This window comes from Sunxiuqinia sp. A32 (assembly GCF_052690465.1).
Window position 1 is genome coordinate 215,595 of record NZ_JBQYLI010000006.1, and the last position, 26,994, is coordinate 242,588.

28 protein-coding genes are annotated in these 26,994 nt (G+C 38.6%); 19 read left to right on the forward strand and 9 right to left on the reverse strand.

Translation table 11 applies throughout. From position 1 onward, the window contains the following. Nucleotides 1-9 precede the first annotated feature (9 nt). Complete coding sequence (locus tag ACUNWD_RS08440; protein ID WP_445587354.1) at nt 10-807, reverse strand: dienelactone hydrolase family protein; 798 nt, start codon at nt 805-807, stop codon at nt 10-12. Nucleotides 808-968: 161 nt separating this feature from the next. Here ACUNWD_RS08440 and ACUNWD_RS08445 point away from each other — a divergent pair, with 161 nt between their 5' ends. From ACUNWD_RS08445 to ACUNWD_RS08510, 14 genes are all read left to right on the forward strand, one after another. After that, the gene (locus tag ACUNWD_RS08445) at nt 969-1,550 is read left to right on the forward strand and encodes an RNA polymerase sigma factor (RefSeq protein WP_445587355.1); all 582 of its coding nucleotides are present in this window, start codon (nt 969-971) and stop codon (nt 1,548-1,550) included. Further along, nucleotides 1,547-2,062, forward strand: coding sequence for a hypothetical protein (locus tag ACUNWD_RS08450; RefSeq protein ID WP_445587356.1), 516 nt, complete (start codon nt 1,547-1,549; stop codon nt 2,060-2,062). The genes ACUNWD_RS08445 and ACUNWD_RS08450 overlap by 4 nt, the downstream gene beginning before the upstream one ends. A gap of 10 nt (nt 2,063-2,072) precedes the next feature. Beyond that, nucleotides 2,073-3,173: a DUF4097 family beta strand repeat-containing protein gene (locus ACUNWD_RS08455; protein WP_445587357.1), complete on the forward strand. Its 1,101-nt coding sequence runs from the start codon at nt 2,073-2,075 to the stop codon at nt 3,171-3,173. A gap of 122 nt (nt 3,174-3,295) precedes the next feature. Further along, complete coding sequence (locus ACUNWD_RS08460) at nt 3,296-4,018, forward strand: head GIN domain-containing protein (protein WP_445587358.1); 723 nt, start codon at nt 3,296-3,298, stop codon at nt 4,016-4,018. Nucleotides 4,019-4,026: 8 nt separating this feature from the next. After that, a complete protein-coding gene (locus ACUNWD_RS08465) occupies nt 4,027-4,530 on the forward strand; it encodes a hypothetical protein (protein WP_445587359.1) in 504 nt (167 codons plus the stop codon). Nucleotides 4,531-4,553: 23 nt separating this feature from the next. Further along, complete coding sequence (locus ACUNWD_RS08470) at nt 4,554-5,180, forward strand: outer membrane beta-barrel protein (RefSeq protein WP_445587360.1); 627 nt, start codon at nt 4,554-4,556, stop codon at nt 5,178-5,180. Between the two features lie 128 nt (nt 5,181-5,308). Beyond that, on the forward strand, nt 5,309-5,791 hold the full coding sequence (locus ACUNWD_RS08475) for a MarR family winged helix-turn-helix transcriptional regulator (RefSeq protein WP_445587361.1): 483 nt from the start codon (nt 5,309-5,311) through the stop codon (nt 5,789-5,791). Between the two features lie 152 nt (nt 5,792-5,943). Then, nucleotides 5,944-7,263 carry a lysine 2,3-aminomutase gene (gene ablA / locus ACUNWD_RS08480; RefSeq protein WP_445587362.1) on the forward strand — a complete coding sequence of 440 codons (1,320 nt, stop codon included), beginning with the start codon at nt 5,944-5,946 and terminating at the stop codon, nt 7,261-7,263. Then, entirely contained in the window at nt 7,226-8,083 is an 858-nt protein-coding gene (ablB, locus tag ACUNWD_RS08485; protein WP_445587363.1) for a putative beta-lysine N-acetyltransferase, read from the forward strand. The genes ablA and ablB overlap by 38 nt, the downstream gene beginning before the upstream one ends. Nucleotides 8,084-8,085: 2 nt before the next feature. Further along, the gene (locus ACUNWD_RS08490; protein ID WP_445587364.1) at nt 8,086-8,301 is read left to right on the forward strand and encodes a hypothetical protein; all 216 of its coding nucleotides are present in this window, start codon (nt 8,086-8,088) and stop codon (nt 8,299-8,301) included. 3 nt (nt 8,302-8,304) lie between these two features. Next, nucleotides 8,305-8,520 (forward strand): hypothetical protein, encoded by a 216-nt coding sequence (locus tag ACUNWD_RS08495; RefSeq protein WP_445587365.1) that lies wholly within the window; start codon nt 8,305-8,307, stop codon nt 8,518-8,520. Nucleotides 8,521-8,529: 9 nt separating this feature from the next. After that, a complete protein-coding gene (locus ACUNWD_RS08500) occupies nt 8,530-9,963 on the forward strand; it encodes a sodium:solute symporter family protein (protein WP_445587366.1) in 1,434 nt (477 codons plus the stop codon). Nucleotides 9,964-10,010: 47 nt separating this feature from the next. Then, complete coding sequence (locus ACUNWD_RS08505) at nt 10,011-10,928, forward strand: DMT family transporter (protein WP_445587367.1); 918 nt, start codon at nt 10,011-10,013, stop codon at nt 10,926-10,928. Next, on the forward strand, nt 10,900-11,403 hold the full coding sequence (locus tag ACUNWD_RS08510) for a YkgJ family cysteine cluster protein (protein ID WP_445587368.1): 504 nt from the start codon (nt 10,900-10,902) through the stop codon (nt 11,401-11,403). The genes ACUNWD_RS08505 and ACUNWD_RS08510 overlap by 29 nt, the downstream gene beginning before the upstream one ends. A 5-nt stretch (nt 11,404-11,408) precedes the next feature. Here the strand turns inward: ACUNWD_RS08510 and ACUNWD_RS08515 are convergent, their stop codons facing one another. Together ACUNWD_RS08515 and ccsB are read right to left on the reverse strand one after the other, a co-directional pair. After that, entirely contained in the window at nt 11,409-13,268 is a 1,860-nt protein-coding gene (locus ACUNWD_RS08515; RefSeq protein ID WP_445587369.1) for an AMP-dependent synthetase/ligase, read from the reverse strand. A 179-nt stretch (nt 13,269-13,447) separates the two neighbouring features. After that, on the reverse strand, nt 13,448-16,495 hold the full coding sequence (gene ccsB / locus ACUNWD_RS08520; RefSeq protein WP_445587370.1) for a c-type cytochrome biogenesis protein CcsB: 3,048 nt from the start codon (nt 16,493-16,495) through the stop codon (nt 13,448-13,450). 228 nt (nt 16,496-16,723) lie between these two features. Here ccsB and ACUNWD_RS08525 point away from each other — a divergent pair, with 228 nt between their 5' ends. After that, nucleotides 16,724-16,936, forward strand: a complete 213-nt coding sequence (locus ACUNWD_RS08525) for a YgaP family membrane protein (RefSeq protein WP_445587371.1) — start codon at nt 16,724-16,726, stop codon at nt 16,934-16,936. Between the two features lie 73 nt (nt 16,937-17,009). Here the strand turns inward: ACUNWD_RS08525 and ACUNWD_RS08530 are convergent, their stop codons facing one another. Continuing rightward, nucleotides 17,010-17,441 (reverse strand): hypothetical protein, encoded by a 432-nt coding sequence (locus ACUNWD_RS08530; RefSeq protein ID WP_445587372.1) that lies wholly within the window; start codon nt 17,439-17,441, stop codon nt 17,010-17,012. 160 nt (nt 17,442-17,601) lie between these two features. Next, nucleotides 17,602-20,226, reverse strand: a complete 2,625-nt coding sequence (gene alaS / locus ACUNWD_RS08535) for an alanine--tRNA ligase (RefSeq protein WP_445587373.1) — start codon at nt 20,224-20,226, stop codon at nt 17,602-17,604. Between the two features lie 173 nt (nt 20,227-20,399). Here alaS and ACUNWD_RS08540 point away from each other — a divergent pair, with 173 nt between their 5' ends. Genes ACUNWD_RS08540 through ACUNWD_RS08555 form a run of 4 tightly spaced genes read left to right on the forward strand, consistent with a single transcriptional unit; the run spans nt 20,400 to nt 23,669 of the window. Further along, nucleotides 20,400-21,371: a M23 family metallopeptidase gene (locus ACUNWD_RS08540; protein ID WP_445587374.1), complete on the forward strand. Its 972-nt coding sequence runs from the start codon at nt 20,400-20,402 to the stop codon at nt 21,369-21,371. Nucleotides 21,372-21,383: 12 nt separating this feature from the next. Next, the gene (locus tag ACUNWD_RS08545) at nt 21,384-21,725 is read left to right on the forward strand and encodes a MerR family transcriptional regulator (protein ID WP_445587375.1); all 342 of its coding nucleotides are present in this window, start codon (nt 21,384-21,386) and stop codon (nt 21,723-21,725) included. A 45-nt stretch (nt 21,726-21,770) separates the two neighbouring features. Next, entirely contained in the window at nt 21,771-22,868 is a 1,098-nt protein-coding gene (locus ACUNWD_RS08550; protein WP_445587376.1) for a Nif3-like dinuclear metal center hexameric protein, read from the forward strand. A 24-nt stretch (nt 22,869-22,892) separates the two neighbouring features. Then, nucleotides 22,893-23,669: a zinc ribbon domain-containing protein gene (locus tag ACUNWD_RS08555; protein WP_445587377.1), complete on the forward strand. Its 777-nt coding sequence runs from the start codon at nt 22,893-22,895 to the stop codon at nt 23,667-23,669. A 56-nt stretch (nt 23,670-23,725) separates the two neighbouring features. Here ACUNWD_RS08555 and ilvA read toward each other — a convergent pair whose 3' ends face one another. From ilvA to ACUNWD_RS08575, 4 genes are all read right to left on the reverse strand, one after another. Further along, on the reverse strand, nt 23,726-24,976 hold the full coding sequence (gene ilvA / locus ACUNWD_RS08560; RefSeq protein WP_445587378.1) for a threonine ammonia-lyase: 1,251 nt from the start codon (nt 24,974-24,976) through the stop codon (nt 23,726-23,728). A 155-nt stretch (nt 24,977-25,131) separates the two neighbouring features. Continuing rightward, complete coding sequence (locus ACUNWD_RS08565; RefSeq protein WP_445587379.1) at nt 25,132-25,941, reverse strand: TPM domain-containing protein; 810 nt, start codon at nt 25,939-25,941, stop codon at nt 25,132-25,134. Between the two features lie 6 nt (nt 25,942-25,947). Beyond that, a complete protein-coding gene (locus ACUNWD_RS08570; protein WP_445587380.1) occupies nt 25,948-26,388 on the reverse strand; it encodes a TPM domain-containing protein in 441 nt (146 codons plus the stop codon). A gap of 12 nt (nt 26,389-26,400) precedes the next feature. Then, nucleotides 26,401-26,994 (reverse strand): LemA family protein, encoded by a 594-nt coding sequence (locus tag ACUNWD_RS08575; RefSeq protein ID WP_445587381.1) that lies wholly within the window; start codon nt 26,992-26,994, stop codon nt 26,401-26,403.

Below are 26,994 nucleotides of genomic sequence, written 5' to 3' on the forward strand. Positions count from 1 at the left end.
ATTTCCAATTCAAATTCCTTCCAGAATTCGTTTCAACCGCACCCACGATTCATTCCGGGCAGTTTTATTAGGAGACTCATCGGCCGGATCATCTCCTCGGCGCATATAAGCATGACCAGCACCCTCATAAATTTCATATTCATAAAACTTGCCAAACTTCTTCATTGATTCTTCAGTGTCAGCGATTCCAGCATTTATGCGGGCATCATCGCCTCCGTAAAACCCATATACCGGCGCATTAATTTCAGCAATCTGAGACTCATCGTCCGGCGCACTTCCATAAAAGACCATTGCTGCCTTTAGTTGATTGTTGTAGGTAGCAAATTGAAAACTTTGCGATCCTCCCCAACAGAAACCAATGGATACAGTTTTTCCATTACTTGCTTTGATATTCGTCGCATATGCCTGCACTGCATTCAAATCATTTTTCACCTGATCCGCATTCAATTGGTAAATGGCGTTTCTGGCTTCATCGGAAGTCGGAAAATCACTGGTCTTTTGATGTGCTTCGGAAAAATCTGACAACAAATCTGGAGCAATTGCTATATAACCTGCTTGTGCAATTTGATCAGCAAAACTACGCACCCAGTCTGTCAGTCCTCGATTTTCATGAATAACAATTACCACCGTTGCTTTACCTGAAATCTCAGGAAAAGCAATAAAACAACTCACTTCTCTTTCTCCTGCTTTCACTTTTACCCACTCATGATGACGAGGTGATTTCTCTAATTGATTCAACGCATAATCTTGTGCAAAAACAGCTTGAATGTATACTACAAACACGATCGCTAACAAGTATTTCTTCATGACTATCCAATTTGGTTATCAACAGCTTAACAAGCAATGATCAAATCTTGTTCGTTCGTCGCCATATTCCGGTTATGCATTTCTATTTAATTCCGAAAAACAAAATTCTCTACTATTTTTTTAATATTTTTAATCATCCTTGCAACCCTGCAACATTTTTCTTGTCAGTAATAGCGAAAACAGAACTAAAATTGGGAAAAGCGGCATTCATACATCAACACCTGATCGAGGACTGCAAACGTGGTAGCGACCGTGCACGGTTCCAGCTTTACGAGCTCTATGCCAAAGCCATGTTCAACGTGTGTTACCGCATGATGAATAATCGCGAAGATGCTGAAGACATGTTGCAGGAAGTTTTTCTACAGGCTTTTTCAAAACTGGATAGTTTCCGTTATGAATCAAGTTTTGGAACCTGGATAAAAACCATCGCCATTCGCTCATGCATTAACGCTATTAAAAAGCGAAAAATTGATCTGGTGTTTTGTGAAGAAATTTTCGATCATGCGCCGTCCGAAGAAGAAACGGATGCCGTGAAACTCACAGCCGAAGAAATCCTCAAAGCCATGGAGGAACTTCCGGAAGGAGGCAGGATCGTTTTCTCTCTTTACCTGCTTGAAGGATATGACCACGGTGAAATCTCGACCATTCTGGGAATCACCGAATCTACTTCAAAATCGCAATATATGCGGGCAAAACGCAGGGTGCAGGAAATATTAAGGAACCAACAAATGCAAACAGCATGAAGGAAGATCGTTTAGAATCATTTGTGAGGGGAAACAAGGAGTCATTCGACATCCACAGCCCGTCACCAGAAGTTTGGGGGAAATTGAATCAACAACTTCATAAGAAGGAACAAAAACATTGGATGAAGTCTCGTTGGTTGCAAGTAGCAGCTGTATTGGCCATTGTGATAATTAGTTCCGGAGTAATTGTAAAATCATTGGTCTCGCCATCTGATCGTTTGCGGCTGGCAGCTGATGCAGATCCGGAAGTTAGAGAATTAATTGAAGCTGAAGCCTATTATGCACAGCAGGTTAGCGGAAAATTGAAAGAGATTCGCAAGTGCTACAAGTTAGTTCCTGAATTGGAGATGGAAGTTGAAAATGATTTACTGGAATTGGAAGGCATGTATCAGGAACTCAAAAAAGACCTGAAAGAAAACGTTTCCAACAAAGAGGTCATTGAAGCTATGATAGAAAACAACCGCTTTCGAATGAAACTGGTTGATGATGTACTTGAACAAATTAATTGCTAAAAATATAACAATGAATAAGCTTAGTCGCCATTTGATTTTTATACTCGTCGCACTACTTGCCGGAAGTGTGACTGCTCAGGCGCAGTTTACAGAAACGAAAGAATTTACCAAACGGTTTAAGGTTACGCCAGGGAAAAGTATTGAAATCGCCAATAAGTACGGTAAAATTGAATTAATCACATGGAAGAAGGACTCAGTGGTTATTGAGGTGAAGATGAGGGTTGAAGAGAAAAAAAGCACGAAGTTGGACAAAGCCCTTGACAATATCGATTTCGACTTTACCGAAAGCCAGCACTACTTGATTGCACGTACCATTGCAGATAAAAATCGTAGTCAGCTGGAAAGTGAATTTTTGAAATTCAAGGAAACCCTTTTGCAAACTGATGGAAGCATTGAAATTGACTATAAAGTTTGGTTACCGGCAACCAATCCGCTAAAAGTCGAAAATAAATTTGGTGACATTTATATCGATGATTATGAAGGCGAAGCAGAAATCAGCTTAAGTAATGGAAAATTGAAAGCGCACAACCTTAATGCAAAAACGACTATCAACCTGAACTTTGCCGATGCAACAATAAACTCATTAAGTTACGGCAGAGTTGAATCAAACTATAGTGACATTTATATCAAGCAAGGAAATCAAATACGCTATTCAGGAAAGTCGTCGGAAATTGAGATTATAGAAATTGCCGATTTAACGGTTGACTCCAGAAGAGATAAATTCCGGATAAAACAAATAGGCTTGCTGGAAGCCGATGCAAATTTTTCAAATATTCGAATTTCAGATCTATTAAAACGTGCAACCCTTCGATTCACTTATGGCGACCTTGAAATTGAAAATACAGCTGTTGACTTTGAGAACATTTACATCGAATCAAAATCAACAGATATCAATCTGTTTTTTTCCACCGATTCAAATTTTGGATTTGAGATCAGAGAGACAAAAGCAGATCTGGATTTAACCCGCGAGATGGATGTGCAGGAACGAAAAGAGATTGACTCAAAAGATGGAACCACAAGGCTGAAAGGAAAATTTGGAACCGACACCGAAGTTGATGAAAAACTCTACATCAATGCTTTATCTGGAAAAGTAACCATAGAAACTAATTAAAAAAATCGATTTTTTCTTAGAAGAATTGCAACCCTTATAAAAAAAGCTTGTCTCTAAAAACAGAACACAGAAACAAATTAGCACAAGCTTTTTAAATCAGAAAACAATTTAATTTATTAGTCATGAAAACAAAGAAAACAATCATGCTGGCCACTGCTATGTCCTTATTTTTAGGCATGTCCTCCTGTCTCGAAGATATCGGTGTTAACGGAAATGGAATTGAAAGCACGGAAACACGTTGGGCAAGTAGTTTTGACGAAGTCAGCTCCAGCGGCTCGTTTATTGTGCATGTTATTCCTGGAGATGACTACCACATCGAGGTAACTGCAGAATCGAATTTGCAACCATACATTGTAACAGATATTGATGGGGACAAACTAAAAATTCGAACAAGTGGCATCCACGCTTTGCACAATCATTTACCAATGGAAGTTTTTGTTACCACTCCACAATTAAACAAAGTTAGCCTTAGTGGCTCCGGCTACATATACACAGGAAGCTATGAAGGCAATCATTTCTCCGTGAATGTTTCCGGATCTGGCCAGGTGGAAAGTAATGTGGATGTCATCACATTAGATGCGAAAATTTCAGGTTCAGGAAAAATTAGGTTGAATGGATTCGCATCCGAAACTGATATGGTGGTAAGCGGATCAGGAAAGATTCTCGCTTACGATCTGGAACAGCAGTTTTGCAATGCAACAATCTCCGGTAGTGGCAATATGTATGTTAATGTTGAAAATACGATTGATGCAAGTATTTCCGGTAGTGGGAATGTCTTGTTTGTAAACACTCCAGATGTACACAGTCACATTTCCGGTTCAGGAAAAGTAATCAATGATAATTAATACGTAGTATGAAAAATTTTATCTTTTTAAGTCTTTTATGCTTAGTCACCCTTGCAAGTAAGGGACAGGAACACCCACGTGCAGTAGGAATCAGAGGCGGGTTTTCCTCAGGTTTTGAATATCGGGCTTATGCAAATGAACTGAATTCTTACAAAGTTTTGCTTAGCACTCGAAACCGGGGAATTCAGCTTACCGGACTTAAAGAATTTCATCAACCCGGCTTATTCGATTTCACCGACCAATTAAACTTTATTTACGGTTATGGTATCCATGTGGGCTATGAAAGATGGAATGCTTATGATCCATACGAAACAGTACATTCTCCTTACTATTTCGAAAAACGATCAGGGCCAGTTGTCGGTCTCGATGGATTAGGTGCGCTGGAATACACCTTTTGGGAAGTCCCAATTTCAGTAGGTTTTGAAGTGAAACCCTATTTCAATCTTTTTGGAAAGAACTTCTTTCAGCTTCATCCATTCGATTTCGCCTTTACAGTAAAATACGTCTTTTAACAAACAATTAAACAATAGAAAACATGAAAAAATTTGCAATATTACTCATCATCGCCCTTTGTGCTCAGGTTGTATCCGCACAGAATGATTACCGTGATCAGGAAGAAATAAACACCATTTTTTCAAAAAGAAAGTCAAATGGTGGTTACGGAGCAATAAGCTTCAGCTATTCAGAAATTGATGGCAAAGATGCCTTTAATATGGGAGCCCGTGGAGGTTGGATCATCGATCATTCCTTTGCAATTGGATTAGGTGGAAATGGTTTTGTCAATGACATTAATTACCACAATATTTTAGAAAATGATTTAGATTACAACCTTGCCGGTGGCTACGGTGGTCTCTTTATCGAACCCATTATCGGATCAAAACTACCTGTCCACTTATCATTCCCGGTTCTTTTTGGTGTTGGTGGTGTAGCCTATATCGAAAATCACAACCATTGGGATTATTGGTGGTCTGACAATGAAAGTTCAGATGTCTTTTTTGTGATTGAACCAGCTGTTGAATTGGAATTTAACATGACGCGTCACTTCAGAATGGCTGCAACTGCAAGTTATCGCTTTACCTCTGATATTGAAATGATTAATACCGACCCGGATATCCTGAATGGTTTCTCTGCAGGATTGGTATTTAAATTCGGGAAGTTCTAAGTCTGCTTTTACCAATTAGTGACTATGCCGGAAAGTTGAGAGCAACCTTCCGGCTTTTTTCATTCAGAAGCAATCCCTCATTCAAAAAAAAATCTATTTTTGTTCCATAGAAACTTTCCAGTTAAGAAATGGACACCACAGAAATTTTAATCAAAATCAGGCGTATTGTTCGCTCCATTAATTTGGAGTCAAAAAAAATTCAAAAAGAATACGGTGTAAGCATTCCACAGGTTTTATGCTTAAATTATCTAAAAGATTCGTCCAATTTTCAATCTACACAAGGTGAAATAAGAAAATTTCTGAATTTAAATTCGAGCACTGTAAGCGGAATTATTGATCGACTGGAAAAGAAAACACTACTTGCCCGATTACCAAAATCTGGAGACAAACGGGTTGTAAATATCGTACTAACTTCAAAAGGTGCTGACCTATTAGACAGGATCCCATCGCTTCTACACGAACAACTTAGCAAAAAATTGCAATTTCTTAACGATGAAAAATTAAAACAGATTACAGAAAGTCTGAATACCCTTGTCTCACTGCTTGATATAGAAGATCTGGAAGCTTCCCCGATGATCATGATCGATGATCCTACTGATATTCAGCCATAAAACTACAACAAAACAAAATACACCTCAAGTATTTCATAGTCATTAAAATACAGCCGAATCTCCTTACTTTATGGGATTTTTGGATCGATCACATTTTTGTGACCTTATTTTAAAAGAGTATTTTTGTTCCTATAGAAACTATTTGAGACATTATGAAGATTTTTAATGAGGCACAGCAAGACATCGCGAGTAGAATTAAACCTGGATCAAACATTTCAAACTGGAAAGACTGGAAATGGCAATTGAAAAACTCAATTAAAACAGTTGAATCCTTTGAAAAACTAACAGGTATTAAATTTCACTTGGATGAGAAAATTCGACTGGAACAAACCCTAAACAAATTTCCACTATCCATTACCCCTTATTATGCATCTCTAATATCCAGTGAAAATTATCAAAACGATCCTGTATTTATACAGTCGTTTGCTTCAGTCAATGAGCTAACTGTCCTGCACAATGAATTAAACGACCCATTATCTGAGGAACATGATAGTCCGGTAGAAGGTATTACTCACCGCTATCCAGACCGGGTGCTTTTTCATGTAAGTAATATCTGTTCAATGTATTGCAGACACTGCACCAGAAAAAGAAAAGTCGGCGATCAGGATTTCATTCCATCCAAAGAACAACTCCAAAAGGGTATTGAATATATAAAAGCCACCCCTCAAGTTCGAGATGTGTTACTATCTGGAGGTGATCCATTTATGTTACCTGACAGCAAAATAGATTGGCTATTAAACGAGCTAACTGCAATTCCTCATGTCGAAATTGTTCGCATAGGAACTAGAATGCCTGTTGTTCTCCCGTACCGAATTACTGACGATCTGGTAAACATTCTAAAAAAATACCAGCCACTTTGGATTAACACCCATTTCAATCACCCGAGAGAACTGACAGCTTCAGCAAAAGAAGCTTTGAGAAAACTAGCAGATGGAGGTTTTCCTCTAGGAAACCAAACAGTATTGCTCGCCAATGTTAATGACTGCCCCCGAATCATGAAGAAATTGGTTCAAAAGCTTGTTCACAACCGGGTACGCCCCTACTACCTATACCAATGTGATCTTTCGGAAGGACTTTCACATTTTCGCACACCTGTGGGAAAAGGAATTGAGATTATGGAAAGCTTGATTGGACACACCAGTGGTTTTGCAGTTCCTACCTATGTAATTGATGCACCAGGCGGAGGAGGAAAAATTCCAATCATGCCAAATTATATTATCTCGTGGTCAACGCACAAAGTGGTACTCCGCAACTACGAGGGGGTTATCACAACATACAAAGAACCAGACAATTATGAAAATATATTTTGTGACCGTGACTGCGAAAACTGCAATTTGGAATTAAACCTGGAGGAAAGTCAAGAAATAACTTCGATGGGAATTGAAAAATTACTTTCTGACTCGAATGAGTCTATTTCATTAATTCCTGAAGACAATGAAAGACATCAACGAAGAGAAGAGCATGACAGATAAAATTGAAAAACTCGGAAATTCAACCATTCAACATGGAAAGTTTAACGACCGGATTTATCTGATGAAATACGATAAAAAGGACGGTGATGGAATATTGAGTTTACTCTCCGAACTTGCAATAAAAAACGGTTATACAAAAATATTTGCAAAAATTCCATCCAGCGTCTTGCCGCTGTTTCTGTTAGATAATTACAAAATGGAGGCCACAATTCCCCACTTTTTCAAGGCACAGGAAGATGTATATTTCATGGCAAAATATCTGGATGCAAATCGAGCAAAAGGGAACAATGAGGCTTTGTCTGTATTAAGCAGTTTGATGAAGGACATCAGCTCAAATGGGCTGCAGAAACTTGATCAAGATTTTCAAATTAAAAAACTGGAAGCGAATCAAGTTCAAGACGCCAGTAAAATATATAAACGTGTTTTTGCGACCTATCCATTCCCAATTCACGATGTGAACCACCTCAAAGAAACAATAAAAGAAGGCGACGTTGAGTATTATGGCGTCTGGCATAACGCCAAGCTAATCGGCTTATCTTCAGCAGAAATGGATCACAAAAACCTGAATGCAGAAATGACTGATTTTGCTGTACTTCCAGAGTATCGCGGCAAAAAGCTTGCTGAGTTTCTATTAAGGGAAATGGAAGTAAAAATGAAACAAAAAAAAATCAAAACCTTATACACTATTGCACGCCTTCAATCACCCGGAATGAACAAAACCTTCCTGAATATGGGTTATAGTTATTCAGGGACATTGGTTAACAACACCAATATTTCCGGAAAAATTGAAAGTATGAATGTATATTATAAACCATTGTAGCCATGCCAGTAGAAAGATACCTAGGGCGACTTTGCCCATACGCCAGCGATTGTCCTGTATATCAAGGAACATTGAAAATAAAAGGGATCAACTTTTTTATTATCAAAAACGTGTTTTGTAACCGGAATTACAAAGGATGGAAAAATTGCAAGCGTTTTGAGCTGGCTGACAATAACAGGGAGATCCCAGTAACAGCCACACCTTATAAATACAAATAATATATGACTAAAGAAAAAACCAAACCAATAGAATTTAGTAATGACACAGAGCGGGATATTATTGAATTAATCAGGAAAAATGGCAAATGCCTGCTTGGTGACATATTGATGAAATTAAAACTAAGTTATCAAAATGGCTCCAAAACAATCAATAACCTGATGGCTAAAGATATCACCAGAAACACAGAAGAACCACCTTACTTCACATTAAATAATTAAGCCTGCTTAATGCATTGGATTGATTTTACCATTTTTGGTATTTACCTGGCGTCCATGCTAGGTGTAGGATTCTATTTCCTAAAAAAGAATAAAGATACTGAAGACTATTTTGTTGGAGGACGACAAATGAGCAGCCTACATATTGGACTTTCTGTGGTTGCAACTGACGTTGGTGGCGGCTTTTCCATTGGCCTTGGCGGACTAGGATTTCTAATGGGAATATCCGGAAGCTGGCTGCTTTTTAGTGGTTTAATTGGGGCATGGCTGGCAGCAGTCATTCTAATTCCACGAGTTCATACGCTTTCTCGCAGATTCAATTTTTTATCGTTCCCTCAATTTTTGGCGAGTACCTATAACAAGCAAGTTGCCCTTATTGCAGGGATCATATCAGCCATTGGATACCTCGGTTTTACAAGCTCGCAGGTATTGGCAGGTGCAAAACTCGCGTCAGCAACTTTCCCCTCCTTATCGCTTAACCAAGCGTTACTGGTGATGGGTGTAATTGCTGTCGTGTACACTGTAATGGGCGGACTTAAAGCAGTAATCTACACCGACACAATCCAATGGATTGTTTTAATGGGTGGACTTCTATTTGTAGGACTTCCACTTTGCTACCAAGCAGTTGGTGGATTTGAAGCAGTTCGAAACGATCTGTCACATGAATTCCTCTCGCTGACAAATGTTAGCTGGCAGCAGATTGTCAACTGGATGATCACCATTATTCCCATCTGGTTTATCGGAATGACTCTCTACCAGCGAATCTATGCGGCGCGTGATCAAAAAACAGCACAACGAGCATGGTTCATCGCTGGACTATTTGAATATCCCCTCATGGCTTTCACCGGTGTTTTATTGGGTCTATTTGCACGCGTCGCTTTTGAAGATGGTATGTTTATTTCTTCAGGCTTTGCGCCAGGCGATGCTATCGATTCTGAAATGGGCTTGCCGCTCCTTCTAAAAACCGTTCTCCCTGTAGGGTTAACCGGAATCGTTCTTTCTGCTTATTTTTCAGCAATCATGTCTACGGCAGATAGTTGTTTAATGGCCGCATCCGGCAATGTTCTTACCGATATTCTAAAGAGACACAACCACCCCGGAAGTTTGAGGTTTTCTCAAATTTTAACACTCATCATTGGAATATTGGCCTTACTTATTGCCATAAAAATGCCCAATGTTTTAGAGTTGATGCTTTATTCATACACCTTCATGGTGTCTGGTTTGTTTATTCCAGTTATGGCTGCAATCATTTCACCCAATAGTAAATCAATTGCAGCTTTTTGGTCTATGATTATCGGGGGAGGTACTTCATTAATCCTTATCATACTCAATCCCAAATTACCTTTTAATCTGGATGCAAACATCTTTGGAATTTCCGCCTCTCTAGTTGTTTTTATTCTGATTTCAATCATAAAAAAAGGTCGTAAGGTATCTTCCAGCTTATAGTTTTGCTTTAGATTAATAGCTAATTTTGTGGCTTCATAATTCTATCAATGCAAAACAAAACTCTGCAATATTACGGAGCAGCTCTAATCGCAATGTTCTTTTGGAGCTTTTCGTTTGTCTGGTTTAAAGTGGCTTATATCGCCTACGAACCAATGACGGTGATTTTGATCAGACTATCATTATCTGCGGTTATCATGTTTGCGGTTGCCAAGTTAATACGAAAACTACAACCGATAAAAAGAGAAGACATCGGCTGGATGATCTTACTTTCGTTTTTTGAACCCTTTCTGTATTTTATGGGTGAAAGTTATGGATTGAAGTATGTTTCTTCAACCGTGGCAGCAGTTATTGTTGCCACCATCCCCTTGTTTACTCCTATTGCAGCCTGGTACTTTCATAAGGAAAAACTGAGTTGGAGCAATTTCATTGGACTATTGATTTCATTCATGGGAGTTAGCCTGGTTGTTTTCGACAGTTCTTTTGGATTGGATGCTTCACCGCTTGGTGTTGCACTCGAATTTATTGCCGTTTTGTCAACCATTGGTTATGCAATCATCCTCAAAAAATTAACTGGCGATTATAACGGTTATACCATTATTGGATACCAGAATTTATTTGGAGTCTTTATGTTCCTTCCTTTTTGGTTGATTTTCGAATCGTCACTAACTTTTCAAACTCCGTTTAATCAAGAAGCATTTATGGCTATTGTGAAACTGGCCATCTTTGCGTCAATCTTGGCATTCATCTTTTTCACCTATAGCATTCGTCATATCGGAATAAATAAATCGAGCATGTTCATTAATATTATTCCCGTTTTCGTGGCTATTCTAGCGTTTTTCATTTTGGGTGATCGATTAAACCTGCAGAAGATGATAGGAATTGGGATTGTAATAGCTGGACTATTCCTGGCTCAGTTAAAACGTAAAAAGCGTAAAAATGGAAAATATCCGGTATTTCAAGCCTAAAGAATTGAAAGAAATGACTGCTAATCGAAAGCAGGATTTTTCGATGCTTTTCCAAAAACTTAAAAAGAAAAAACCTAAAAATTTAGATCAGGTTGTACATCAATTGCACGAGGAAGCTTTTGATCAATTTGACTGTTTGGATTGCGCTAACTGTTGTTCCAGCATTAGTCCAATTGTGACCGACAAGGACGCAGAGCGGCTCGCCAAGTCTCAAAAACAAAAAGCCATTGATTTTATTGACCAGCATCTTTATATGGATGAAGATCATGATTACGTTTTTAAAGAAATCCCCTGCCCTTTTTTGATGGCGGACAACTATTGTTGCGTATACGAAAATAGACCGCGAGCCTGCCGTGAGTACCCGCACACCGATCGCAAACGCTTTTATCAAATCCTCAATCTAAGCAAGAAAAATTGTGAAATATGCCCCGTGGTTTTTGCAATTGTTGATGAAATGACAAAAATGGATTGGTAAATTCACTAAAACTTCAAGCGCTTCCGCAACTCCCCCATATCGAACCGGAGATTTTTCAAGAGGCCACCATTTGACTGGCTTTGCTTGGATACCGAATAAATATCTTCAATGATATGAGCATATTTTTCAGCGACGTAATTCCGCTTCAATTTCAAGGTAGGTGAAAGTTCTCCATTTTGTGGTGTCCATTCTTCACAAACCAACCGAAAGCGTTTTATTTGCTCATGATCACCCAACTCTTTATTAATCAGACTCACTTCTTTTTGATATTGGGCAGTTACTTCGGAAATTCCAACCAACTCTTCATTATCACGAAAGTGAATTTTATGCTGAGAACACCAGTCATGCAAATACTCAAAATTGGGAGAAATTAATGCGCTCGCAAACTTTTCATTGCTGCCAATCACCATCGCCTGCTCAATAAAAAATGACTCTTTCAGCTTATTTTCAATCATTTGCGGAGCAATGTATTTTCCTCCCGACATCTTAAACATTTCTTTCTTTCGATCGGTAATCTTCAGATATTTCCCTTCTTCCAGAATTCCGATATCACCTGTATGAAACCAACCTTCCTCATCAATAACTTCAGCTGTTAAATCCGGAGCTTTATAATACCCCTGCATCACACTTGGCCCCTTGCAAAGAATTTCGCCATCATCAGCTATTTTTACTTCCACATTTTCCAAAATCGGACCAACCGTGCCAATTTTCATTTCGCCTGTAGCCGGATTGTTCACTGCAATAACGGGCGAAGTTTCGGTCAACCCATAACCTTCCAGCGTATACATTCCCGCCATACCGAGTACCCTTGCTATGCGAGGCTGTAGGGCTGCACCACCTGAAACCACATAAACAATGTTATTTCCAAGTGCATCACGCCATTTAGAGTATATCAATTTATCAGCAAGTCGAATCCTCAACTTCAAAAACAGGTTATATTTTTTATTGTATTCAAAATGTCTGGTCAGCTTAAGTGCCCAAAAATAAATCACCTTTTTAACTCCGGATAGCTCCTTCCCTTTTGATACAAATCCGTCATAAACACGCTCCAACAAACGAGGAACGGAGTTAAACATATGAGGTTTGATTTCCTTAATTGCATTTACAATTTGCCCCAGATTTCCAACGTAGTAAATCCCCATTCCTTTGTACTGAAAATGGTAATTCACGCTCCGCTCATAAACATGGCAAAGTGGAAGAAAACTGATCACTCGGTGATCTTTCCCCAAGTGATGCATGTTTGAATGCGTTACGAAATTTGACACCAGGTTTTCCTGAGTTAACATGACTCCTTTTGGAACACCGGTAGTTCCTGAAGTATAAATCAATGTCGCCAAATCCGAGGGTAAGACAGATTCTTTAATTTTCTCCAATTCATCTATTAATTCAACTTGCTTACTTTTCCCAAGTTTCAATATTTCATTAAAATGCTTGCAACCATCGACACCTTCAAATGAGTATATTTCTTTGATGGATGGAATCTCACTGACAATTGGATTTAGTTTCTCGTATAATTTCTTGTCACCAACAATGATGTATTTTACGTCAGCGTGTTCCAAAATGAACTTATATTCCTCTTCACTAATTGTAGGATAAATAGGGACATGAACAAAACCACCCATTGAAAGCCCCATATCTACAAAGTTCCATTCTGGTCGATTGGTGGTAACTGTAGCAACTTTATCACTTTTTTGCAGCCCCAGAGCCATCATTCCCAGTGCAAAGTAATGCGAATTTTCCTTGTACTCAGAAGTTGAGTAAGTATACCATTCCCCATCTCTTTTGCCTCCCAAGCAATCTTCACGAGGAAAATTTTTCTCACAACGTTCGAGAAGATCAAACGTCCTTCTAACGTCAATACTCATAAGTTTAGATTTGATTTATACCCTTAATTGAAACAAAGATAGCATTTAGGGGAAGTCCAAATGTTTACAGTTATCTGTTCTGAACAACAAATCGATTATTTGGAATAATTTCAAATAATCACAACATACTAGCAACATGCGTGTTATGAATTTTTTATCGATTTTTTTAATCTATTATTCTATTCGGCTACTTCTTCAAACCGCTTGAATTTAAAGTAGGAAACGAGTATGAGTCCAACAATCAATATTGCTGAAACATAAACTGCCCAATGAACTCCATCAGCTGATCCCTTACCATATGAGTGCAAACCTGACAGGAAGTAATTCACTCCGAAATAGGTCATCAATACCGAACTAAATCCGATAACATTGGCAAGGTTATAATTGTATCGTCCTTTTAATGAAGGGATCAATCGCATATGTACGACAAAAGCATAAATTAAAACCGTAATCAGTGCCCAGGTTTCCTTCGGATCCCACCCCCAATAACGGCCCCAGCTTTCATTAGCCCAAACTCCTCCGAGGAATGTTCCAATGGTTAGCATGTAAAGTCCAAGCGTAGCAGCTAGCTCACTTATTGTTGTCAGCTGCTCAATAAAATGATCGACATTTAAGCGATTCTTCGCATTCATTAATGCATATAAAATAAGAACCAAAAGGCCCAGAATGGCACTCAAGCCAATAAAACCATAACTGGCAGTAATAATAGCAACATGGATTAATAACCAATAAGATTTCAGCACGGGAACCAAGTGTGTGATTTCAGGGTTCATCCAGTTTAGGTGAGCCACAAACAAAGTGATTCCTGCAAGGAATGCAGCTGTGCCGATAACCATCGGATATTTTCTGCCAAAAATGTAACCGGACAACATGGTTGCCCAGGCAATATACACCATTGACTCGTAGCCATTACTCCATGGAGCATGTCCGGAGATGTACCAGCGCAATATCAGGCCACCGGTATGCACGAGAAAAATAACTGTAATTAAGCCCAGAAAAGTCCAATTAGCATATTTGCTTAAGTTTTTCTGCCTGAAAATATTGACAAACATGACCACCAACAATGTGAAACTCACCAGCAAATACCAGGGAAATACTTTCTTCAATGGTTGAAATTCATTGTAGAAAATTTCATACGCCTTCTTTTGTTCCGATGGAAGGATATCACTCCCAAATTTTTTCTGATAAGACGCAACTGTGGCAATAATCTGCCGTGGCTGAATCTGACTCCCGGGATTCATTGCTTCTTTCAGCAAATCAAAACTCCGATTTACAAATAGCGAATCAGGCTCTGGAATTCCGGTAGGATTACTTCCCGCGGGCCACCACGCATCGCGCTGATTGGCAGGAGGAAAAAATGTCAACAGATTTCCATTGAAAACCATGAAACAAATATTAATCCGCTCGTCAAGATTAATGTACTCTTTTTCCAACTTATTTCTAAAAGCAGGAGCTTTTGCAAATGCATCCTTCACTTTCTCTGAAATACGGTAATTACCTTCCTCATCAAACAGATCAATAATTGCAGCGTATTTCTTCCGAATATTTAGATTCCCTGCAATTTCTTTATCAATCTTGATAAATGAAACCGTTTTCCAAAGTTCGGGGTACAAGTTCATGCTTAGAACAACCTCATCCGATGACTTTCCATCCAATGTTGACTTACGAGTTAATTTCCTTAAGATCTCACTAGACAGTGTTGACATGGGTTCGATTCTGCCATCTCGTCCATGCACCCAAAGTTCTGAAAAGTCGGTCACCAAATCTTCTTCCAAACTTGGAATACCAGCTGTAGATAATTCATTTCCACGAACCGATCCTGAAAAGAGCAGCACGGCAACCAAACCAACAACAGCTTTGGTTTTGCCCATTTGCTTTAGATGACGAACTTTAAACTGGAAATAAGAATTCTTATTAAATAACGAGAAAATCATCCCCAAAGCCAGCAACAAATAGCCAAGATAAGTTACTGCCGTTCCAAGAAAATCTTTATTTACCGAAAGAACCGTACCCAGTTCGTCCTGATCATATGATGACTGGTAAAAACGATAACCTCGATATTTTAGCGTGTTATTCATAAAAATCCGAAAATCTCTATTAATATTTCGTTCGTCATCAATCAGTTTAATTTCGCTTGCAAATGAGGATGGGCTATCCGAACCTATGTATCGTTCCAATTGAAAATCATCGAGGTAAAGAGAAAATGGCAAATTCAGTATTTTCGATCCATAAGTCAATTCAATAGAAGTTCCGCCTACTTTTACTGAAATTGGGTCACCAACTTGACGATCGCGACCAAATACATTCGCAACCTGCTTTCGCTGTCCATCAGAAACCTCAACGACAACTGCATCTTCAATTGAACTTTCCGGCGCCCCTCTTGTAACGCGCATTATTCCTTTTGCATAGAATTTTTTTATTAAAACAAGGTAATTATCAAATGCATACAAATGCATTGGCAATAATTCGGCTTTTGTATTGGCACTTAATTGTTCTGGTTCTTCCCCTCCCATGGATCGGATCTCCAAATCACGATCGGCTTCCACAAAAAGCTTTTCTCCATCTGTTGAAAATTCAAGGTTCGAACTTGTCTCAAACCCAATGGTCGACGGCCCCAGATTAATTTGCTCACCCTCGCGGAAAGTAAATGACTGCATCCCCTGACCAGCAGAAATCACAAAATCCACCAGCGGTTCACCAGATGGATGTTCAACTGGTGTACGAACAGCATCTTTTACAAACCCGATACTTTTTATTTCAACGTTTTGCCCACCGACTTCAAAGCTCGTATGAAACTGTTTTGAACTCAATTCAGAAAAAAGAACTCTCTTCTTAATTTCTTTCCCTTCCGTATTAATCGTAAAATACGTATCGGTTGATATAATCTCATTGGTTTTTGTTTTCTCCCGGATGTGCATAACACCTTCATAACTATAATACCGTGTTATAGCGGCACCAAAAACAATAAGAATAAATGATAAATGAAATATCCCAACCGTCAATCGTTGTTTACGATACTGACGATACCTAAAAAAATTATAGACCATATTAATTCCCAATAGAAGAAAAACCAGTTCAAACCAAGTCGTATTGTACACCAGAGCCTTCGCAGCCGGTGTGCCATAACTACTTTCAATAAATGTAGCAATGGCCATTGCGAATGCTAAAACCAACAATAAAAAACCCATAAAAGAAGTGGAAACAAGGAATTGAATTATTTTCTTCATCAGAATGCCAGTATAAATTTATTAGATCGAATACATTTAATTTGAAAAGGAACTTAAAACCAATCTCAAATTAATTCTTTACCAATAACATTTATAAGCAAGATTAGTTGAAATTTACTTCCACAGGGGAAGCGTTCAGGGAAGGTTTTACCAATTTTAATATAGTAAATGAAACAAAATTGCTACTAAAATTGTAAAAGCGATTACATCATTTAAAATCTAATAATTATGAAAAAGAACATGGGTATTGCAGATCGTACAGTTAGGGCTATAATTGCCATTGTAATTGCGATTCTTTATTACACAGAAGTTATAAGTGGAACACTGGGAATTGTTTTACTTGTTTTAGGGTGTATTTTTCTGTTAACAAGTATTATTAGTTTGTGTCCGTTATATCTACCTTTTGGATGCAATACCATCAAGAAAGAGAAAACAACTTAATTGTACTCGATAAATCTGAAATCGTTAAAATCTATCAGGTTCCTGGTAGATTTTTTTTTAGAAAAATGAATCCCTAATTCGAACGTTTTTTCAGCTGCTCTATTTTCTGCTGAAGTAATTCTACTTTTTCATTCTTTTGAATTGAAAATGTTTCAGTTTCCTGAATAACAAATTGATACAGTTTGACAGACTTTTCGTAAAACTCCAAACTCCTTCTGGTTTGGCTCTGTGCATTCAATAATTCAGCTTCGGCGTAAAATAATTCAGCTAATATCTCAAGATGATCGTGGGTGTAATTATGCTCTTGAATTAAATTTTGATTCAGGTCATCTAAACTAATTCTTCGAAAAAATGCAGCATCTTCTTTTAAATAATCCTGGTAAGCCTGCTCGATTGAATCACCAGCTTTTTGAAAGTTTCCCTTTTTTATCAAACCTAGAATTCCGGCAATCAAATCACCGATCATTTCAATCATTCGAAGAATATAATCTTTTTGATAACTCATCGTAATTATTATTGAGGTGATTTTATAAAGATAACAAAAATTATTCCGGGCTGTAGCTATCTCGCAATCACTGCTCAGTTCGCGGGTAAAATCCACAGCACCCATAAAAAATCCCGATCAAAATTGACCGGGATTTTCACATTATAGTTTTTCAAATTTTCTATTCGACAAAAGTCACAGCCTTCTCAATTGCAGCATCAATGCCAGCAACATCTTTGCCACCAGCAGTTGCGTAAAATGGCTGTCCTCCACCGCCACCTTTCATTTCCTTGGCAGCTTCACGAACAATCTGGCCGGCATTCAGTCCTTTTTCCTTCACCAGAGTATCAGAAATCATAATGCTCAAACTTGGTTTGCCATTAATTTCAGCACCCAAAACCAAAAACAGATTCTCAACTTCACCTTTCAACTGAAAAGCCAAATCTTTAATTGACTGAGGTGAATCCAATGCCACCTTTTCAGCTATTACATTGACTCCATTCAAATGTTTTACTCTCTGCTTCAATTCATCCTTAATGCCAGCTGCAGCCTCCTTTTCAAACGCTTCAATTTGCTTTTTCAATTTGGCATTTTCATCCAGCAAATCTTCTACCGATCTTTTAAGATTCTTGGTATTATTGAATAATCCACGAACTTCAGCAAGCTCATCCATATTTTTATTAATAAACGCTTCTGCTTTATCTGCAGTAATTGCTTCAATACGTCGAACACCAGCAGAAATCGCACTTTCTGAAGTAATCATAAACGATCCAATTTGTCCGGTTGACGGTGCGTGGGTGCCACCACAAAGCTCAACGGAATCACCAAACTTAATCACCCGAACATTGTCACCATATTTTTCACCGAAAAGAGCAATCGCTCCCATTTCCTGCGCAGCAGCAAACGGTATATCAATCTTTTCTTCTTGTGAATAATTTTTACGAATCAACTCATTTACTCGAGTTTGGATTTTGTCCAATTCGTCCTTACTAACTTTTTGGAAATGCGAAAAGTCAAAACGAAGATGTTCTGCATTAACCAATGAACCCTTCTGCTCAACATGAGTTCCAAGGATTTCCCGCAAAGCCTGATCAAGCAAGTGTGTTGCTGTATGGTTATTGGCAGTCAACCGGCGTTTAGAGTTGCTAACCACCGCTTTGAATTGGGCTGTTGCATCAGCAGGTAATTCTTTTGCAATATGAACAGTAAGGTTATTTTCCTTTTGCGTATCAATAATGCTTGTTTTAATTCCATTGGCCTCGATGTAACCAGTATCGCCAACCTGACCACCCGATTCTCCATAAAACGGAGTCTGATCAAATACCAAATGGAAAAATGCTTTGTCTTTTTGTTTTACCTGACGATAGCGGGCAATCTGAATATCAGCTTCCAACTGGGTGTAGCCTACAAATTTAACCTCATCGATTTTCTTAAGCTCAATCCAATCTCCTGTTTCCTGAGCAGCTGCATTGCGCGAACGATCCTTCTGCTTTCCCATTTCCTCGTCAAACTCGGCGCGATTCACTATCAAACCATTCTCTCGAAGAATAAGTTCTGTTAAATCAAGTGGAAACCCAAAGGTATCATACAATTCAAAAGCAGTCTTACCAGCCACTTCCGTTTTGCTTTCTTTCTTAGCTTTGCCCATCACATCATCCAGCAAGCGAATTCCGGTTTCGAGCGTGCGCAAAAAGCTTTCTTCTTCTTCCTTAATTACCTTTTCTATCAATGTCTGCTGAGCTTTCAATTCAGGGAAAGCATCACCCATATTATTTTTCAGCGATTCTACCAACTTATTAATGAATGACTCGCGGAAGCCAAGGAAAGTATAACCATAACGAACTGCACGACGCAAAATACGGCGAATTACATAACCCGCTTTATTATTGGAAGGTAACTGTCCATCTGCAATCGCAAAAGCAATCGCACGCAAATGGTCTGCGATCACGCGCATGGCAATATCATCCTTTTCGTTTTCGCCATATTTCTTGTTGCACAACTTGCCAATTTCAGTGATAACCGGTTGGAACACATCCGTGTCATAATTGGATTGCTTTCCTTGCAAAACCATACACAAACGCTCGAATCCCATTCCCGTATCCACATGCTTTGCAGGAAGTTCCTCCAGGCGCCCGTCAGCTTTCCTATTAAACTGAATGAAAACAAGGTTCCATATTTCGATTACCTGGGGGTGGTCTTTATTTACCAATTCAGCTCCGGCGATTTTTGCTCGTTCTTCGTCATTTCGAATATCCACATGAATTTCAGAACATGGACCACAGGGACCAGTGTCCCCCATCTCCCAAAAGTTATCTTTTTTGTTTCCATTCAATACGCGATTTTCGGGTAAATGCTTCCTCCAAATTGTTTGAGCTTCAATATCTAATTCCAGATTATCGTCTTCGCTTCCCTCAAAAACGGTTGCATACATGCGATCAGCTGGAATTCCCATTTTGTCGTGTAAGAATTCCCAGGCCCAATCAATTGCTTCCTGCTTAAAATAATCTCCAAACGACCAGTTACCCAACATCTCAAACATGGTATGGTGATAGGTGTCATGCCCTACTTCTTCCAGGTCATTATGCTTGCCGGATACCCTCAAACACTTCTGAGTATCAGCTACCCGAACCGATTTGGCAGGTTGATTACCCAAGAAAATATCTTTAAACTGATTCATACCCGCATTGGTAAACATGAGGGTTGGATCATTTTTAACTACCATTGGTGCTGAATCAACAATCGCGTGTTGTTTCGAAATAAAAAAATCTAAGAATGCTTTCCTGATCGCTTTGGAATCTATCTCCATCGTTCTTGATAAATTAAAATTTGTTAAAAAGTGCTGGTTTAATGGCAATCAAACACTAAGAATCAATAAATCATTTACTTTTGTGACGATGCCTACCGGGCTATTTTTTAAAGTCTTGCAAAGTTAGATTATTTACTTAAATTTGTTACATCTCGGAAAAAGAAATTGGTTTTATGGCAAAAGTGAAGTATAAATTCAACCCGAAAACATTGAGTTATGACGAGGTTGAACAAAATCTTAAATCAAAACTTCCCCGCTTTATTTTTTTCGTGGCTGCCAGCATTTTAATGGGAACCATTATAACTGTAGTTTTTCTGCAATTTTATGAAACACCCAAAATGCGCAACATTAAACGCGAGAACCAAAGATTACTCACTCAATATGAGTTGATGTATAAAAACCTGGAAAACATTGAAGATGTATTAGAAGACATACAACAGCGCGATGATAATCTTTACCGGGTAATTTTTGAGGCTGATCCCATCCCTAGCACAATCAGAAAGGCCGGATTTGGTGGTGTTAACAGGTATTCCCAACTCGAAAGTCTGGATAATTCGGAACTGGTAATCAAAACAGCAAAAAAACTAGATGTTATTGCCAAGGAAGCTTACGTGCAATCCAAATCTTATGATGAAGTTTTAAAGCTTGCCCTTACTAAAGAGCAAATGCTTTCAAGTATTCCTGCAATAATGCCCGTTTCCAATAAAGATTTAAAAAGAACAGCATCTGGCTGGGGATTCAGAATTGACCCAGTGTATAAAATTCGCAAATTTCACTATGGAATGGATTTTACCGCTCCTATTGGCACCGAGGTTTATTCGACTGGTGATGGCGTTGTAAAAGACGTTCGCACCGCTCGTTCGGGATTCGGCCGCTGGGTTGTAATTGATCATGGATTTGGTTATGAAACAGTCTATGGACACCTAAATGAATTCAATGTAAAAAAAGGAGATACTGTAAAACGAGGAAGTGTCATAGCATATGTTGGAAATGCGGGGAAATCTACCGGGCCTCACTTGCATTATGAAGTCCACAAGAATGGTAGAGCAGTCAACCCACAGTATTATTACTTTAAAGACCTTTCACCACAGGAATACGATAAGATGATCGCTATTTCTTCGAGTACAGGGCAGTCATACGATTAATTTTTTCAATTTGTGCCTTACAAAAAACCCAAAATAGAAAAGGTTTTTTACACTATTGGCGAAGTTGCTGATATGTTTCAGGTAAAAACGTCTACCATTCGTTTTTGGGAAAATGAATTTGATGAATTAAAACCCCAAAAAAACAAGAAAGGGAATCGACTATTTTCGCCTGATGACATTGCGCAAATTAAACTGATCTATTATCTGATTAAAGAGCGGGGACTGACGCTAAAAGGTGCCAAACAAAAACTGGCAGATAATAAAGAAGACACTTTAAAAAATCACGAGTTAGTTGATCGTCTAAAAACAATCCGCCAAATACTGATTGATATCAAAGATGAAATGTATGAATAGAAAAAGTGCAAAGTTCACAAAAAGAAGAAATTTAACGTTTGGAAAATGAAAATTGCTGAAATCATAAAACAAATAGAGTTATTGGCTCCACCAGCTTTTCAGGAATCCTACGACAATGCAGGCCTATTGGTTGGCAATTCTCAACAGGAAGTCAATCAAGCATTGATTACGCTGGATGTTACCGAGGCAGTTTTAGATGAAGCAATTCAGAACAAATCTGACCTCATCATCGCTCACCACCCGCTCATTTTCAGTGGACTAAAAAATATCAATGGAAAGAACGAAGTTGAGCGATGCGTTATAAAAGCTATTCAAAATAACATTGCGATTTATGCCGCTCATACGAATTTGGACAGCGTGCACGGAGGAGTTAATAGTAAAATATGTGAAAAGCTCGGATTAATAAACTGCCGGGTACTAGCTCCCGCAAGTGAGCAATTGAGAAAACTGGTAACTTTTGTTCCAAATGATCACCTTGAAAATGTTCAACAAGCAATTTTTGATGTAGGAGCCGGACATATTGGCAACTATGATTCCTGTGGCTATTCCTCACAAGGAAAAGGTAGTTTCCGGGGAAATGAAAATAGTAAACCATTTGTAGGTACGAAGGGTGAAATTCATTATGAAGCAGAAAGTCGTTTCGAGACAATCTTTCCAAAATACATACAAGGCAGCATAATTTCAGCGTTATTAAAAGCTCACCCCTATGAAGAAGTTGCCTATGATATCTATCCTTTGGAAAATAAAAATCCAATGGTTGGCATGGGAATGATCGGCGAACTTGCAGAAGCTATGGACGAGAAAGAATTTCTTCATTTTGCAAAGAATTCTTTTCATGCCAAGGTTGTGCGCCATAGTCCTCTGAGATCTCAAAAAGTAAAGAAAATAGCGGTCTGTGGTGGTTCCGGAAGCTTTTTAATCCGGCAAGCAATAAGTGCAAATGCTGACGTCTTAATAACCGGAGACATTAAATATCACCAGTTTTTTGAAGCGGAAAGCAAAATAGTTATAGCAGATATAGGACATTTTGAAAGTGAGCAATTCACTAAAGAAGTTTTTTATGAACTACTTACAAAAAATTTACGTAAATTTGCAGTCCGTTTATCGGAAGTGAATACCAACCCGGTAAATTACCTGGTTTAAAACTGAAATAACAGCATTCAAAATATGAATACACAGTATCAACAAGAAGACAAGAGTGTGCCAATCAGTGAGAAACTTAAAGCGCTGTTCGAGCTGCAAAGTGTGAATTCTGAAGTGGATAAAATTAAAACCTTACGGGGTGAATTACCACTCGAAGTTCAGGATCTTGAAGACGACATTACCGGATTAAGCACCCGTGTAAGCAATTATAGCGAAGATATCAAAACCTTAGAGACTTCAATTGCTAACAAGAAAGCTGCTATCAAGGAATCTGAGGCATTGATCGTTAAATACACCGAACAGCAAAATAATGTTCGTAACAATCGTGAATACGATTCTCTAAACAAAGAAATTGAATTCCAAAAATTGGAAATTGAACTTTCAGAAAAACGAATTCGTGAATTCACCGCTGAATTGTTTACCAAGAAGGAATCAATTGAGACTGCCAAGAAATTGCTTTCAGAACGTGAAGAAGATTTAGACAGAAAGAAAAAGGAACTGGAAGAAATCACGGCTGAAACAAAAATAGAAGAAGAAAAGCTGAAAGGTAAAGCTGAAAAAATCGAGAACATTATTGAGCCTCGTCTTCTAACTGCTTTCAAACGCATTCGTAAAAATGCGAGAAACGGATTGGCTGTCGTTACTGTTCAGCGTGATGCTTGTGGTGGTTGCTTCAATAAGATTCCACCTCAACGTCAATTAGACATTGCGAACCGCAAAAAGATTATTGTTTGCGAATACTGCGGACGCATCTTGGTTGACAAAGATATTCTGGAAAAAGAAGTTGCTTCTGAAGATTAATTCAAAGCAAGTCTAATAATATATGAAACCTTCGGCATTTGCCGGAGGTTTTTTGTTTATACGAGAAGTTGAAAAAGATCAGGTTTGTCATTTAGGTATTCGAAGACAAATCCATTTTCTTTCATCCGTGTAATTAGTCCATCAAAATCATTTTTATCCTGAACTTCAATTCCAATCACGGCAGCTCCCTTTTCACGATTCGTCTTTTTTGAGTATTCAAAATGCGTCACATCATCATTTGGCCCTAATACTTTATCTACAAAATCACGCAAAGCCCCAGAGCGTTGCGGAAACCTCACAATAAAATAATGCTTAAGTCCTTCATACAGCAAAGAACGTTCTTTAATTTCCTCGGTCCTGGTAATATCATTATTACTTCCCGAAACAATGCAAACAACATTCTTCCCCTTGATTTGATCTTTGCAGAATTTCAAGGCTGCAATAGATAATGCACCTGCGGGCTCAACTACAATTGCATCCTTATTATAAAGCTCCAGAATGGTAGTGCAGATACTTCCTTCCGGGACTTCTATAATTTCATCAATAACTTCTTTGCAAATTTCAAAAGTAATATCTCCTACTCGCTGAACGGCCGCTCCATCTACAAATTTATCAATCGTTTCCAGCTCAACAACCTTACCAGCTTCAATTGATCTTTTCATAGAAGGTGCCCCCAAAGGCTCAACTCCAATTATCTTGGTTTGAGGACTTACTTGCTTAAAATAAGCTCCAAGCCCAGCTGAAAGCCCTCCTCCTCCAATTGGAATGATCAGGTAGTCGATACGCTGAGTACTTTCCTGAAGAATCTCCACGCCAACAGTCGCTTGTCCTTCAATGATCTGCTCATCATCAAAAGGATGGATATATGCCATGCCCGTCTTCTTACAATCAAGCTTTGCGGCGTTGGAGGCATCATCATAAGTATCTCCTGTGAGAATAATTTCGATATTACTCCCCCCAAACATTTTCACCTGCGATATTTTTTGCTTTGGTGTAGTTGAAGGCATATAAATCCGACCTTCAATATTAAGCATCTTACATGAATAGGCAACTCCTTGTGCATGATTCCCTGCACTGGCACAAACAACTCCTTTTTTCAACTCTTCATCTGAAAGCTGAACAATCTTATTATAAGCACCTCTTATTTTGTACGACCGAACAACCTGAAGATCCTCTCTTTTCAGCAATATGTTTGCTTCGTACTCTGCAGAAAGGTTAATATTCCTTTGCAGCGGAGTAGCATTCACCACCTTATTCAGGTTTATCTTCGCTTTGGTAATATCTTTTAACTTGGGGAAATATGACATTCGATTCTATATTTTATGCGTTATGCGCAAAGGTAAAAAAATCGGTTTGACATTATTCCATCACTCTATTCATATTTATCCTGAACTGAAAACAAACATGTATAAAAAAAAGGATGACAACGGCCATCCTTATATATCTGTGTTATTAATTTACATTACCAACTGCCACCGGCGCCACCGCCACCGAAGCCGCCACCGCCAAAGCCGCCAAAACCACCACCTCCGCCGAAGCCGCCGCCCCCGCTGTTGAAGTTGTTCCAACTACCGCTACGATTACCTGACCCCATCATACCTCCCATGAGTAACCAGAATGGCAGACTACTTCCTCTTCTTCCAGCCGAATAATAGCTTCTCTTTTTTCCTCTGAATATTGGGATGATGACAAAGAAGATGATGAATAGAAAGACCATTAAACCAATACCTCCTGGTTTCGAACCACTTGCTTTTTGTTGATATTGATCTGCAGTATACACACCGGCAGCCAAATCCATGATAACTTTGGATCCGGCAGATAATCCGGCAAATGTTTCTCCCCGTTTAAAATAGGGAATCATCTCATTTTGAACGATCACACGATTTGCAATGGCATCCGGGATAACTTCTTCCAATCCATAACCAACTGCCACAAAAACCTGTCCCCGCTCATTTCCAATTTTCGGTTTAAAAACAATTACCACTCCATTGTCTTTTCCTTTTTGACCAACTCCCCAATTTTCTCCAAGACGAAATGCAAAATCGGAGATATCATAACCTTCTAAACTTTCAACAGTAACAATCACAATTTGGGTAGATGATTGCCCTGCAAATTGTGAAAGTTCCGCTTCCAACTTCTGTTCTTCGCCGGAAGAAAGAACATTACCAAAATCATTGACCAATCGAGGAGGATTTGGTTTTGCGGGAATATCTTGCGCCAGCAACCCAAGCACCATAAAAAAGACAACTATATAACTTAGAATTTTCTTCATCACGTGTTAGTTTTTACCGAATGAAATTTCATCGGAGAGTTCGTTTACATCATCAGTTTGATATGGGAAATGAAACTGCAACTGTTCCCCGGCTCTTAAAATTGCTTCAGAAAGTCCATCTGCAAACTGATCATTTTTAAACTTTGCCAGCATGAATTCCTTAATTTCATCCCAGAAGTTTTCCGGCACTTTTGCATTTATTCCGGCATCACCCAAAATGGCAAACTTATGATCTTTCACAGCCAGGTAAAAAAGAACTCCGTTTCTTTGTTCTGTTTTGTGCATTTCCAGTTTTTCAAACCAGTAGGCAGCACAATCCATCACTTCACCTTTACACTTTGCTTCAACATGAACTCGAACTTCTCCCGAAGTATTAAGCTCGGCAGCTTTTATGGCATTTGTTATTTGTTTTTTTTCTTCTTCCGAAAAGAAGTTTTGAACTGACATAGTTTTAGTTGTTTAGTTAAAAATTACTTCCGGTGCTTTTTCTGCTCCTTTTTCTGCTTCAAAATATGCTTTCTTCTCGAAGCCAAAGATATTTGCATAAATGTTCTTGGGGAATGTCCTAATGTACGTATTAAAATCGCGGGCGCTTTCATTAAATTTTCTGCGTTCTACTGCAATGCGGTTTTCAGTACCTTCCAACTGGGCTTGTAGATCAAGAAAACTCTGATTGGCCTTCAAATCAGGATAACGCTCTACAACTACCATCAAACGACTCAAAGCAGAGCTCAGTCCCGATTGAGCTTCCTGAAATTGTTGCAAAGCTTGTGGATTTAAGTTTTCAGGATTGATATTTACAGAAGTCGCTTTTGAACGAGCTTCAATTACTCCTTCCAATGTTTCTTTTTCGTGAGATGCATATCCTTTGACCGTATTTACCAGATTTGGAATAAGGTCAGCTCTTCGTTGATAAACGTTTTCAACTTGTGCCCAACTTGCACTAACGGTCTCATCTTTCGTAACCATACTATTGTATGTACCTTTGATTGATGAATATAAGAATATACCTAAAACAGCAATAATTGCTACAACGATCCAAATTTTCTTCAT

Coding starts and splice junctions, on each gene's coding strand:
- ACUNWD_RS08575 (WP_445587381.1), bottom strand. CDS start 26,994: ATGAAGAAAATTTGGATCGTTGTAGCAATTATTGCTGTTTTAGGTATA.
- ACUNWD_RS08565 (WP_445587379.1), bottom strand. CDS start 25,941: ATGAAGAAAATTCTAAGTTATATAGTTGTCTTTTTTATGGTGCTTGGG.
- ccsB (WP_445587370.1), bottom strand. CDS start 16,495: ATGAAGAAAATAATTCAATTCCTTGTTTCCACTTCTTTTATGGGTTTT.
- ACUNWD_RS08505 (WP_445587367.1), top strand. CDS start 10,011: ATGCAAAACAAAACTCTGCAATATTACGGAGCAGCTCTAATCGCAATG.
- ablA (WP_445587362.1), top strand. CDS start 5,944: ATGAAGATTTTTAATGAGGCACAGCAAGACATCGCGAGTAGAATTAAA.
- ACUNWD_RS08570 (WP_445587380.1), bottom strand. CDS start 26,388: ATGTCAGTTCAAAACTTCTTTTCGGAAGAAGAAAAAAAACAAATAACA.
- ACUNWD_RS08510 (WP_445587368.1), top strand. CDS start 10,900: ATGGAAAATATCCGGTATTTCAAGCCTAAAGAATTGAAAGAAATGACT.
- ACUNWD_RS08490 (WP_445587364.1), top strand. CDS start 8,086: ATGCCAGTAGAAAGATACCTAGGGCGACTTTGCCCATACGCCAGCGAT.
- ACUNWD_RS08500 (WP_445587366.1), top strand. CDS start 8,530: ATGCATTGGATTGATTTTACCATTTTTGGTATTTACCTGGCGTCCATG.
- ACUNWD_RS08475 (WP_445587361.1), top strand. CDS start 5,309: ATGGACACCACAGAAATTTTAATCAAAATCAGGCGTATTGTTCGCTCC.
- ACUNWD_RS08525 (WP_445587371.1), top strand. CDS start 16,724: ATGAAAAAGAACATGGGTATTGCAGATCGTACAGTTAGGGCTATAATT.
- ablB (WP_445587363.1), top strand. CDS start 7,226: ATGAAAGACATCAACGAAGAGAAGAGCATGACAGATAAAATTGAAAAA.
- ACUNWD_RS08530 (WP_445587372.1), bottom strand. CDS start 17,441: ATGAGTTATCAAAAAGATTATATTCTTCGAATGATTGAAATGATCGGT.
- ACUNWD_RS08495 (WP_445587365.1), top strand. CDS start 8,305: ATGACTAAAGAAAAAACCAAACCAATAGAATTTAGTAATGACACAGAG.
- ACUNWD_RS08455 (WP_445587357.1), top strand. CDS start 2,073: ATGAATAAGCTTAGTCGCCATTTGATTTTTATACTCGTCGCACTACTT.
- ACUNWD_RS08440 (WP_445587354.1), bottom strand. CDS start 807: ATGAAGAAATACTTGTTAGCGATCGTGTTTGTAGTATACATTCAAGCT.
- ACUNWD_RS08470 (WP_445587360.1), top strand. CDS start 4,554: ATGAAAAAATTTGCAATATTACTCATCATCGCCCTTTGTGCTCAGGTT.
- ACUNWD_RS08450 (WP_445587356.1), top strand. CDS start 1,547: ATGAAGGAAGATCGTTTAGAATCATTTGTGAGGGGAAACAAGGAGTCA.
- ACUNWD_RS08555 (WP_445587377.1), top strand. CDS start 22,893: ATGAATACACAGTATCAACAAGAAGACAAGAGTGTGCCAATCAGTGAG.
- ACUNWD_RS08515 (WP_445587369.1), bottom strand. CDS start 13,268: ATGAGTATTGACGTTAGAAGGACGTTTGATCTTCTCGAACGTTGTGAG.
- alaS (WP_445587373.1), bottom strand. CDS start 20,226: ATGGAGATAGATTCCAAAGCGATCAGGAAAGCATTCTTAGATTTTTTT.
- ACUNWD_RS08460 (WP_445587358.1), top strand. CDS start 3,296: ATGAAAACAAAGAAAACAATCATGCTGGCCACTGCTATGTCCTTATTT.
- ACUNWD_RS08540 (WP_445587374.1), top strand. CDS start 20,400: ATGGCAAAAGTGAAGTATAAATTCAACCCGAAAACATTGAGTTATGAC.
- ACUNWD_RS08550 (WP_445587376.1), top strand. CDS start 21,771: ATGAAAATTGCTGAAATCATAAAACAAATAGAGTTATTGGCTCCACCA.
- ACUNWD_RS08465 (WP_445587359.1), top strand. CDS start 4,027: ATGAAAAATTTTATCTTTTTAAGTCTTTTATGCTTAGTCACCCTTGCA.
- ilvA (WP_445587378.1), bottom strand. CDS start 24,976: ATGTCATATTTCCCCAAGTTAAAAGATATTACCAAAGCGAAGATAAAC.